This window comes from Zobellella maritima (assembly GCF_003075035.1).
GTDB classification, from domain to species: domain Bacteria; phylum Pseudomonadota; class Gammaproteobacteria; order Enterobacterales; family Aeromonadaceae; genus Oceanimonas; species Oceanimonas maritima.
Map to the genome: position 1 here is coordinate 430,267 of NZ_QCZE01000002.1, position 8,638 is coordinate 438,904.

The 8,638-nt window shown below is 51.8% G+C and carries 15 protein-coding genes and 1 rRNA gene; all 16 read left to right on the top strand.

Annotation, left to right across the window (positions count from 1 at the left end):
* Positions 1-3: 3 nt before the first annotated feature.
* The gene (rplE, locus tag DCS96_RS13940) at positions 4-543 is read left to right on the top strand and encodes a 50S ribosomal protein L5 (RefSeq protein WP_116474998.1); all 540 of its coding nucleotides are present in this window, start codon (positions 4-6) and stop codon (positions 541-543) included.
* A gap of 11 nt (positions 544-554) precedes the next feature.
* Positions 555-860, top strand: coding sequence for a 30S ribosomal protein S14 (rpsN, locus tag DCS96_RS13945; protein ID WP_116474999.1), 306 nt, complete (start codon positions 555-557; stop codon positions 858-860).
* A 22-nt stretch (positions 861-882) separates the two neighbouring features.
* The gene (gene rpsH / locus DCS96_RS13950; protein ID WP_116475000.1) at positions 883-1,275 is read left to right on the top strand and encodes a 30S ribosomal protein S8; all 393 of its coding nucleotides are present in this window, start codon (positions 883-885) and stop codon (positions 1,273-1,275) included.
* A 9-nt stretch (positions 1,276-1,284) separates the two neighbouring features.
* Positions 1,285-1,818 carry a 50S ribosomal protein L6 gene (gene rplF / locus DCS96_RS13955; protein ID WP_116475001.1) on the top strand — a complete coding sequence of 178 codons (534 nt, stop codon included), beginning with the start codon at positions 1,285-1,287 and terminating at the stop codon, positions 1,816-1,818.
* A gap of 9 nt (positions 1,819-1,827) precedes the next feature.
* Positions 1,828-2,181, top strand: a complete 354-nt coding sequence (rplR, locus tag DCS96_RS13960; protein WP_116475002.1) for a 50S ribosomal protein L18 — start codon at positions 1,828-1,830, stop codon at positions 2,179-2,181.
* A gap of 14 nt (positions 2,182-2,195) precedes the next feature.
* Entirely contained in the window at positions 2,196-2,696 is a 501-nt protein-coding gene (gene rpsE, locus DCS96_RS13965) for a 30S ribosomal protein S5 (RefSeq protein ID WP_116475003.1), read from the top strand.
* Positions 2,697-2,702: 6 nt separating this feature from the next.
* On the top strand, positions 2,703-2,885 hold the full coding sequence (gene rpmD / locus DCS96_RS13970; RefSeq protein WP_094201091.1) for a 50S ribosomal protein L30: 183 nt from the start codon (positions 2,703-2,705) through the stop codon (positions 2,883-2,885).
* A 4-nt stretch (positions 2,886-2,889) separates the two neighbouring features.
* The gene (gene rplO / locus DCS96_RS13975) at positions 2,890-3,324 is read left to right on the top strand and encodes a 50S ribosomal protein L15 (protein ID WP_116475004.1); all 435 of its coding nucleotides are present in this window, start codon (positions 2,890-2,892) and stop codon (positions 3,322-3,324) included.
* An 8-nt stretch (positions 3,325-3,332) separates the two neighbouring features.
* Positions 3,333-4,664: a preprotein translocase subunit SecY gene (gene secY, locus DCS96_RS13980; RefSeq protein ID WP_116475005.1), complete on the top strand. Its 1,332-nt coding sequence runs from the start codon at positions 3,333-3,335 to the stop codon at positions 4,662-4,664.
* Between the two features lie 26 nt (positions 4,665-4,690).
* A complete protein-coding gene (gene rpmJ, locus DCS96_RS13985) occupies positions 4,691-4,807 on the top strand; it encodes a 50S ribosomal protein L36 (protein ID WP_116475006.1) in 117 nt (38 codons plus the stop codon).
* A gap of 140 nt (positions 4,808-4,947) precedes the next feature.
* Positions 4,948-5,304 (top strand): 30S ribosomal protein S13, encoded by a 357-nt coding sequence (gene rpsM, locus DCS96_RS13990; protein WP_116475007.1) that lies wholly within the window; start codon positions 4,948-4,950, stop codon positions 5,302-5,304.
* A gap of 14 nt (positions 5,305-5,318) precedes the next feature.
* The gene (rpsK, locus tag DCS96_RS13995) at positions 5,319-5,711 is read left to right on the top strand and encodes a 30S ribosomal protein S11 (RefSeq protein WP_116475008.1); all 393 of its coding nucleotides are present in this window, start codon (positions 5,319-5,321) and stop codon (positions 5,709-5,711) included.
* Positions 5,712-5,741: 30 nt separating this feature from the next.
* Positions 5,742-6,362 carry a 30S ribosomal protein S4 gene (rpsD, locus tag DCS96_RS14000; RefSeq protein WP_116475009.1) on the top strand — a complete coding sequence of 207 codons (621 nt, stop codon included), beginning with the start codon at positions 5,742-5,744 and terminating at the stop codon, positions 6,360-6,362.
* A 24-nt stretch (positions 6,363-6,386) separates the two neighbouring features.
* The gene (locus DCS96_RS14005; RefSeq protein ID WP_116475010.1) at positions 6,387-7,376 is read left to right on the top strand and encodes a DNA-directed RNA polymerase subunit alpha; all 990 of its coding nucleotides are present in this window, start codon (positions 6,387-6,389) and stop codon (positions 7,374-7,376) included.
* A gap of 44 nt (positions 7,377-7,420) precedes the next feature.
* Positions 7,421-7,813 carry a 50S ribosomal protein L17 gene (rplQ, locus tag DCS96_RS14010; protein ID WP_116475011.1) on the top strand — a complete coding sequence of 131 codons (393 nt, stop codon included), beginning with the start codon at positions 7,421-7,423 and terminating at the stop codon, positions 7,811-7,813.
* A gap of 759 nt (positions 7,814-8,572) precedes the next feature.
* Positions 8,573-8,638, top strand: a 16S ribosomal RNA gene (locus DCS96_RS14015); the annotation flags it as partial.

Genomic DNA, 8,638 nt, shown 5'->3' on the forward strand with positions numbered 1-8,638 from the left:
ACGATGGCGAAACTGCATGATTACTACAACGCAAATGTAGTAAAAGAACTGACTAGCCAGTTCGGGTACAAGACTATCATGCAAGTCCCTCGGATTGAGAAAATCACCCTGAACATGGGTGTTGGTGAAGCTTTGGCTGATAAAAAGATCCTGGATAATGCCGCTGCCGATATGGCTGCCATTTCCGGTCAAAAGCCACTGATCACCTTGGCTCGTAAATCCGTTGCTGGCTTCAAGATCCGTGAAGGCTACCCCATTGGTTGTAAAGTAACTCTGCGCGGCGAGCGTATGTGGGAGTTCCTGGAGCGTCTGATTTGCATCTCTATCCCCCGTATTCGTGACTTCCGTGGCCTGAACCCGAAATCGTTCGATGGTCGTGGTAACTACTCTATGGGCGTTCGTGAGCAGATCATCTTCCCCGAAATCGATTATGACAAGGTAGATCGTGTACGTGGTATGGACATTACCATTACTACTACTGCCAAGTCCGATGAGGAAGGCCGTGCTCTGCTGGCTGCCTTTGACTTCCCATTCCGTAAGTAAGGTGTAGGGTTATGGCAAAACAATCAATGAAAGCTCGCGAAGTCAAGCGTGAAAAGCTGGCTAAGCAGTACGCTGTAAAGCGTCAAGCACTGAAAGACATCATTTCTGACGTGAACACTTCTGACGAAGCACGTTGGGATGCGGTTCTGAAACTGCAGCAACTGCCCCGTGACGCAAGCCCCTCTCGTCAGCGTAACCGCTGTAACATCACTGGCCGCCCGCATGGTTTCCTGCGGAAATTCGGTCTGAGCCGCATCAAGGTGCGCGAACTGATGATGAAGGGTGAAATTCCTGGCCTGAAGAAGGCTTCTTGGTAAGCGAACACGGGAGTAATACACAATGAGCATGCAAGATCCGATCGCGGATATGCTGACCCGCATCCGCAACGGTCAGGCAGCCAACAAAGTTGCTGTCACCATGCCTTCTTCCAAAGTCAAAGTGGCTATTGCCAAAGTACTGAAAGAAGAAGGTTACATTACTGACTTTAATGTCTCTGGTGAAACCAAGGCTGAACTGGAAGTGACCCTCAAGTACTTCCAAGGCGAGCCTGTGGTTGAAATGATCCAGCGCGTCAGCCGCCCTGGTCTGCGTATCTATAAGAAACGCGACGAACTGCCGAAAGTTATGGCTGGTATGGGTGTTGCTATCGTTTCCACGTCTAAAGGTGTGATGACCGAGCGTGCCGCGCGTAAAGCCGGTATGGGCGGTGAGATCATCTGCTACGTAGCTTAAGGAGTAGATATGTCTCGCGTTGCTAAGGCACCTATCGAAATTCCTGCCGGCGTAGAAGTGACGTTGAACGGTCAGGAAATCACCATCAAGGGTGGCAAGGGTACTCTGAATCGTACCATCAATGCTGCTGTTGAAATCAGCCAGGAAGACAACCTGTTGAAGTTCGCCCCACGTGAAAACATGGATGGCGCCAATGCCCAGTCCGGTACTGCCCGTGCGCTGGTCAACAACATGGTTGTTGGTGTTACCCAGGGCTTCGAACGCAAGCTGCAGCTGGTTGGTGTAGGTTATCGTGCCCAGGTTAAAGGCAATGCTATTGCCTTGTCTTTGGGTTTCTCTCACCCGGTTGAGCATGCGCTGCCTGAAGGCGTATCCGCTGAATGTCCTTCCCAGACTGAGATCGTTCTCAAGTCTGCCGACAAACAGCTGATCGGTCAGGTCGCTGCCAATATTCGTGCGTACCGCAAGCCAGAGCCTTACAAAGGCAAGGGTGTTCGCTATTTCGGCGAGCAGGTCCGCAGTAAAGAGGCTAAGAAGAAGTAAGGTAACACTATGGACAAAAAAGCAGCTCGTATCCGCCGTGCTACGAAAGCACGCAAAAAGATGCTGGAACTGGGTGCGACTCGCCTGGTGGTTCACCGTACTCCGCGCCACATCTATGCACAGGTTATTGCACCGAACAGTTCAGCCGTTCTGGCTTCCGCGTCTACCGTGGAAAAGTCAATTCGCGAACAAGTGAAATATACCGGTAACATTGATGCCGCCGCGGTTGTCGGTAAAGCCGTCGCCGAGCGCGCACTGGCCAATGGCGTAACCAACGTCGCTTTTGACCGTTCCGGTTTCCAATATCACGGTCGCGTCGCCGCTCTGGCTGCCGCTGCTCGTGACGCTGGTCTTCAGTTCTAAGGGTGGAGTCGAAAATGGCAAAAATCGAAGCTCAAGCCGGTGAACTGCAAGAAAAGCTCATTGCAGTCAACCGTGTATCAAAAGTCGTAAAAGGTGGTCGTATCTTCTCCTTCACAGCACTGACTGTGGTAGGTGACGGTAACGGTCGTATTGGTTTCGGTTACGGTAAAGCCCGTGAAGTTCCTGCCGCCATTCAAAAGGCAATGGAACAGGCTCGTCGTAACATGCGTACAGTTGGTCTGAACAACGGCACCCTGTTCCATCCGGTCAAGGGTCGTCACTCTGGTTCAAACGTCTATATGCAGCCTGCATCCGAAGGTACCGGTATCATCGCCGGTGGCGCCATGCGCGCCGTACTGGAAGTCGCTGGTGTACATAACGTACTGGCCAAGACTTACGGTTCTACCAACCCGAACAACGTAGTTCGCGCTACCATCGACGCTCTGGCTCATATGAAGTCACCTGAGCAAGTCGCTGCCAAGCGTGGTCTGCGCGTTGACGAAATACTGGGGTAATGCGCCATGGCTAACAAGACTGTAAAAGTAACTCAGACTCGTAGCTCCATCGGTCGTCTGCCTAAGCATAAGGCAACGCTGCGTGGCCTCGGTCTGCGTCGCATTGGTCACACCGTTGAGCTGGAAGATACAGCTTGTGTACGCGGTATGATCAATAAGGTTTACTACATGGTTAAGGTTGAGGAGTAATCGCATGCGTTTGAATACTCTGTCTCCGGCACCCGGCTCCAAGCCGTCTGCCAAGCGTGTAGGTCGCGGTATCGGTTCTGGTCTGGGTAAAACCGGTGGTCGCGGCCACAAGGGTCAGAAATCCCGTTCCGGTGGTAAGGTTCGCAACGGTTTCGAAGGCGGTCAGATGCCGTTGAAACAGCGCCTGCCGAAGTTTGGTTTTACTTCGCGCAAAGGCCTGGTCAGCGCCGAGGTTCGCTTGGGCGAACTGGCCAAGGTCGAAGGCGATGTGGTGGATCTGAACACCCTGAAGCAAGCTGGCTTGATCACCAAGAACATCCAGTTTGCCAAAGTGGTTCTGTCTGGCACCATTGACCGTCAGGTAACCGTAGTTGGTCTGGGGGTCACCAAAGGTGCCCGTGCAGCCATCGAAGCCGCTGGCGGAAAAATCGAGGAATAAAAAGTACCATGGCCAAGAAACCAGGATTAGAAGCAAAAAACACACAGGGTGGGCTGGGTGAACTGAAAAGCCGTCTGCTTTTCGTTCTGATCGCGATCTTAGTGTTTCGCGCCGGCTCCTATGTGCCTATTCCTGGTATTGACGCCGCCGTACTTGCCGACTTGTTCCAGCAACAACAGGGCACCATCATTGAAATGTTCAACATGTTCAGTGGTGGCGCTCTGGAGCGAGCGTCCATACTGGCGCTGGGGATAATGCCGTATATTTCTGCGTCCATTATCATCCAGTTATTGACTGTGGTTCACCCCCCCTTGGCTGAGCTCAAGAAGGAAGGTGAATCTGGCCGTCGCAAGATCAGTCAATATACCCGCTATGGTACGCTGGTTCTGGGAACCATCCAGGCCATCGGTATCGCAACCGGCCTGCCGAATATGATGTCAGGACTCGTGGTTAACCCGGGTTTTGGTTTCTATTTTACGGCGGTTGTCAGCTTGGTCACCGGCACCATGTTCCTGATGTGGTTAGGTGAGCAAATTACCGAGCGCGGTATCGGCAATGGTATCTCGCTGATTATTTTCACGGGTATCGTTGCGGGTCTGCCATCGGCCATAGGTGCCACGGCAGAGCAGGCGCGTCAGGGGGAATTGCACATTCTGTTGCTGTTACTACTGGCTGTGATTGTGTTTGCAGTGACCTATTTCGTGGTCTTCGTTGAGCGTGGGCAGCGCCGCATTGTGGTGAACTATGCCAAGCGTCAACAGGGTCGCCAGGTTTTTGCGGCACAGAGTACCCACCTGCCGTTGAAAGTGAACATGGCGGGGGTTATTCCTGCGATTTTTGCATCCAGTATCATCCTGTTCCCGGGTACCGTAGCCTCTTGGTTCGGTCAGGGAGAGGGGTGGTTTGCCAATATACTGCAGGAGTTGTCTCTGACTCTGCAGCCAGGCCAACCGCTGTATGTGATGTTGTATGCAACCGCTATCATCTTTTTCTGTTTCTTCTATACCGCGTTGGTGTTCAACCCGCGTGAGACGGCAGATAACCTGAAAAAGAGTGGCGCTTTCATTCCGGGCATACGTCCGGGTGAGCAGACTGCACGCTATATCGATAAAGTGATGACTCGCCTGACATTGATCGGCGCGCTGTACATTACCTTTATCTGTCTGGTGCCACAGTTCCTGATGACAGCCTGGAACGTCCAGTTCTATTTTGGTGGTACCTCGCTGTTGATTATCGTGGTCGTCATCATGGATTTCATGGCTCAGGTGCAAACCCACATGATGTCTCATCAGTATGGCGATGTCCTGAGAAAAGCGAACCTGAAAGGCTACAACCGCTAAGGTTCGAGTATTTACGGAGTTAAGCAATGAAAGTCCGTGCTTCCGTTAAGGCAATTTGCCGTAACTGCAAAATCGTCAAGCGCCACGGTGTGGTGCGTGTGATCTGCTCTTCTGACCCTAAGCATAAACAGCGTCAGGGCTAAAAAAGTTACGGTTTAACTTGAAAATTAAAGGCGAGCTGGCTAAAGTAGCCAGCCACCTTTGTTGGGTGTCTGTATAGTCATTACGTATCCTAGACGGGCTTTGTAATGGCTTATTATTTGATATTTTGTAGGAGTGCATAGTGGCCCGTATCGCTGGCATTAACATTCCTGACCATAAACATGCCGTCATCGCTTTGACTGCTATTTATGGCGTCGGCCGTACCCGCTCTAAAGCCATTTGTGCTGCAGCCGGTATCGCTGAGGATGTGAAAATTAAAGAATTGGATGAAGCTCAGGTAGAGTCCCTGCGTGAGCAAGTAGCGAAGTTCACCGTTGAAGGTGACCTGCGTCGCGAAGTCTCCATGAATCTCAAGCGTCTGATGGACCTGGGTTGTTACCGAGGTCTGCGTCATCGTCGCAGCCTACCCCTTCGTGGTCAGCGCACCAAGACCAATGCGCGTACGCGTAAAGGTCCACGTAAACCGATCAAGAAATAACGGGAAGGTAGATCATGGCTAAAACCCCGACTCGTACTACACGTAAACGCGTCAAAAAGCAGGTGAGCGATGGTATCGCCCACGTTCATGCGTCTTTCAACAATACCATAGTAACCATCACCGATCGTCAGGGTAATGCTCTGTCTTGGGCGACTGCCGGCGGTTCAGGTTTCCGTGGTTCCCGCAAGTCCACCCCGTTTGCTGCTCAGGTAGCTGCCGAACGTGCTGGTGAGATTGCCAAGGAATACGGTGTTAAGAACCTGGAAGTAATGGTGAAAGGTCCGGGTCCGGGCCGTGAGTCATCCATCCGTGCGTTGAATGCTGCGGGTTTCCGCATCACCAACATCACCGATGTGACTCCCATCCCGCACAACGGTTGTCGTCCTCCCAAGAAGCGTCGCGTATAACCCTTCTTGTAGGATAGTTGGAGAAAGAACATGGCAAGATATCTGGGTCCCAAGCTCAAACTGAGCCGTCGCGAGGGCACTGACCTCTTCCTGAAGTCAGGTGTTCGCGCGATCGATTCAAAGTGTAAAATTGATACCGCACCCGGTCAACATGGCGCCCGTAAAGCGCGTCTGTCTGACTACGGTGTACAGCTGCGTGAAAAGCAGAAGGTTCGTCGTATCTACGGCGTACTGGAAAAGCAATTCCGCAACTACTACAAAGAAGCTGCGCGCCTGAAAGGCAATACTGGTGAGAACCTGCTGCAGCTGCTGGAAGGTCGTCTGGACAACGTCATCTACCGTATGGGTTTTGGTGCTACTCGCGCCGAGTCCCGTCAGCTGGTAAGCCACAAGGCTATCCTGGTGAACGGTCAGGTTGTTAACATTCCTTCCTTCCAAGTTTCTCCCGAAGACGTAATCAGCGTTCGTGAGAAGGCCAAAAAACAAGCCCGGATCAAAGCCGCTCTTGAGGTTTCCGGTCAACGTGAAAAGCCGACTTGGGTAGAAGTTGACGCTACCAACATGCAAGGCGTTTACAAGCGTCTGCCTGAGCGTAGCGACCTGTCTGCCGAGATTAACGAACAGCTGATCGTCGAGCTTTACTCCAAGTAAAGCTTGCTTCTAAGAGAGGACACAATGCAGGGTTCTGTAACAGATTTTCTTAAGCCGCGTCTGGTTGATATTGAACAAATCAGCCCGACTCATGCCAAGGTGACTCTCGAGCCACTGGAGCGTGGCTTTGGTCATACATTGGGTAATGCGCTGCGTCGTATTCTGCTTTCTTCTATGCCAGGTTGTGCCATCACCGAAGTTGAACTCGACGGTGTATTGCACGAATACAGCAGTAAGGAAGGTGTTCAGGAAGATATCCTGGAAATCTTGCTTAATCTGAAAGAGATTGCTGTCAAGCTGGAAGGCAAGGACGAAGTGACCCTGTCTCTGACCAAAACTGGTGCAGGTCCCGTAACTGCAGGCGACATCACCCATGGTGATGACGTTGAGATCGTTAACCCAGAGCACATCATCTGTCATCTGACAGGGGATGAGGCTGACATCAGCATGCGCCTGAAGGTACAGCGTGGCCGGGGCTATATCCCTGCCGCCGCCCGTGCCCACAGCGAAGAAGATGAGCGTCCGATTGGTCGCCTGTTGCTGGATGCGGCTTACAGCCCCGTGGTTCGTATCGCCTACAATGTTGAGGCGGCCCGTGTTGAACAGCGTACCGATCTGGATAAGCTGGTTATCGATATGGAGACCAACGGCACCCTGGATCCCGAAGAAGCCATCCGCCGTGCAGCCACTATCATGGCTGAACAGCTGGAAGCCTTCGTCGATCTGCGTGACGTCAGCGAACCGGAAGAAAAAGAAGACAAGCCTGAGTTCGATCCTATCCTGCTGCGTCCTGTCGACGATCTGGAACTGACCGTTCGCTCTGCGAACTGTCTTAAGGCAGAAGCGATCCATTACATTGGTGATCTGGTACAGCGTACCGAGGTTGAGTTGTTGAAGACTCCCAACCTGGGTAAAAAATCTCTTACCGAGATTAAAGACGTGTTGGCGTCTCGTGGTTTGTCTCTGGGCATGCGCCTGGAGAATTGGCCGCCTGCCAGCATCGCTGATGAATAAACCGGGTCACGGGTTTTACAGATTTAGTTAGGAAGGATTAGGTCATGCGCCATCGTAAGAGTGGTCGTCAACTTAACCGGAACAGCAGCCATCGTCAGGCAATGTTCCGTAACATGGCCAGCTCCCTGGTTCGTCATGAAGTTATCAAGACGACTCTGCCCAAGGCTAAAGAGCTGCGTCGTGTGGTTGAACCTCTGATCACACTGGCCAAGAGCGACAGCGTTGCTAACCGTCGCCTGGCATTTGCCCGCACCCGCGACAGCGAAGTAGTTGGCAAATTGTTCAATGAACTGGGACCTCGCTACCAGGAGCGCCCGGGTGGCTACACCCGCATCCTGAAGTGTGGTTTCCGCGCCGGCGATAACGCCCCTATGGCTTATATTGAGCTGGTAGGTCGTGATATCGAGGCCGAAGAAGCTGTAGCTTCTGAAGAATAAGTATCAAAAAGCCGGGCTCGTCCCGGCTTTTTTATTTCCTGCCTTTTATATCTTCCTCTAACTCCCCAATCGAATGCGTTCCTCCTCTCCGGTTCACAGCGATGTCTATGCTGATGGCACTTGAGGCTGATACCAAGCAGATGAGATAGCGGCTCTGTGTTGCTGCTCTGTACAGGTCGAACAAGGGGGCCTCCTCCGATACGTATCAAGCATAGTCCCTGCGACAAGCAGACACTCTGCAAATCCGTAGATCTGCTAGACTTAAAGGCGGACTTGGATGCCTATCTTTATAAGTTGAGGTCGTCGATTCAGTATAAGGGAGCAGTACTCTTTCGTTTCTGCATAGGGCTGTTTCTAGCTTTCGGCAGTGCATCAATGATGATTGCTGTGTATAACCCTGTTACTAAGCTGTGCTTTTGCTTGGGGTATAGGCAAATGCACATGAAAGTGCTGTTTTTCACAAAAAAGCCCTTGCGCAAAATCCGCCGGTCCCTATAATGCGCATCCACTGACACGGGGCAAGGCGCTCACGGTCACAAGGGTTGAAAACGAACGACATTAAGTTTGATTCAACGCTTGACGAACACCAAGGATTGCGTAGAATACGCAGCCCTGACCAGCGAAAGCGGTCAACGCTCTTTAACAACTTATCAAGCAAACTGTGTGGGCACTCGCAGGGTTGAGAAACAAAAAAATAGTGTTTTTCAATGACTGTCGAAGTGCACAAACACTTCAGCAATTCATTGAGTATCAAATCTTTAATTGAAGAGTTTGATCATGGCTCAGATTGAACGCTGGCGGCAGGCCTAACACATGCAAGTCGAG

Excerpts from the sequence above, each read along its gene's own strand:
- rplE (WP_116474998.1), top strand. The coding sequence starts at position 4 with ATGGCGAAACTGCATGATTACTACAACGCAAATGTAGTAAAAGAACTG.
- rpsN (WP_116474999.1), top strand. The coding sequence starts at position 555 with ATGGCAAAACAATCAATGAAAGCTCGCGAAGTCAAGCGTGAAAAGCTG.
- rpsH (WP_116475000.1), top strand. The coding sequence starts at position 883 with ATGAGCATGCAAGATCCGATCGCGGATATGCTGACCCGCATCCGCAAC.
- rplF (WP_116475001.1), top strand. The coding sequence starts at position 1,285 with ATGTCTCGCGTTGCTAAGGCACCTATCGAAATTCCTGCCGGCGTAGAA.
- rplR (WP_116475002.1), top strand. The coding sequence starts at position 1,828 with ATGGACAAAAAAGCAGCTCGTATCCGCCGTGCTACGAAAGCACGCAAA.
- rpsE (WP_116475003.1), top strand. The coding sequence starts at position 2,196 with ATGGCAAAAATCGAAGCTCAAGCCGGTGAACTGCAAGAAAAGCTCATT.
- rpmD (WP_094201091.1), top strand. The coding sequence starts at position 2,703 with ATGGCTAACAAGACTGTAAAAGTAACTCAGACTCGTAGCTCCATCGGT.
- rplO (WP_116475004.1), top strand. The coding sequence starts at position 2,890 with ATGCGTTTGAATACTCTGTCTCCGGCACCCGGCTCCAAGCCGTCTGCC.
- secY (WP_116475005.1), top strand. The coding sequence starts at position 3,333 with ATGGCCAAGAAACCAGGATTAGAAGCAAAAAACACACAGGGTGGGCTG.
- rpmJ (WP_116475006.1), top strand. The coding sequence starts at position 4,691 with ATGAAAGTCCGTGCTTCCGTTAAGGCAATTTGCCGTAACTGCAAAATC.
- rpsK (WP_116475008.1), top strand. The coding sequence starts at position 5,319 with ATGGCTAAAACCCCGACTCGTACTACACGTAAACGCGTCAAAAAGCAG.
- rpsD (WP_116475009.1), top strand. The coding sequence starts at position 5,742 with ATGGCAAGATATCTGGGTCCCAAGCTCAAACTGAGCCGTCGCGAGGGC.
- DCS96_RS14005 (WP_116475010.1), top strand. The coding sequence starts at position 6,387 with ATGCAGGGTTCTGTAACAGATTTTCTTAAGCCGCGTCTGGTTGATATT.
- rplQ (WP_116475011.1), top strand. The coding sequence starts at position 7,421 with ATGCGCCATCGTAAGAGTGGTCGTCAACTTAACCGGAACAGCAGCCAT.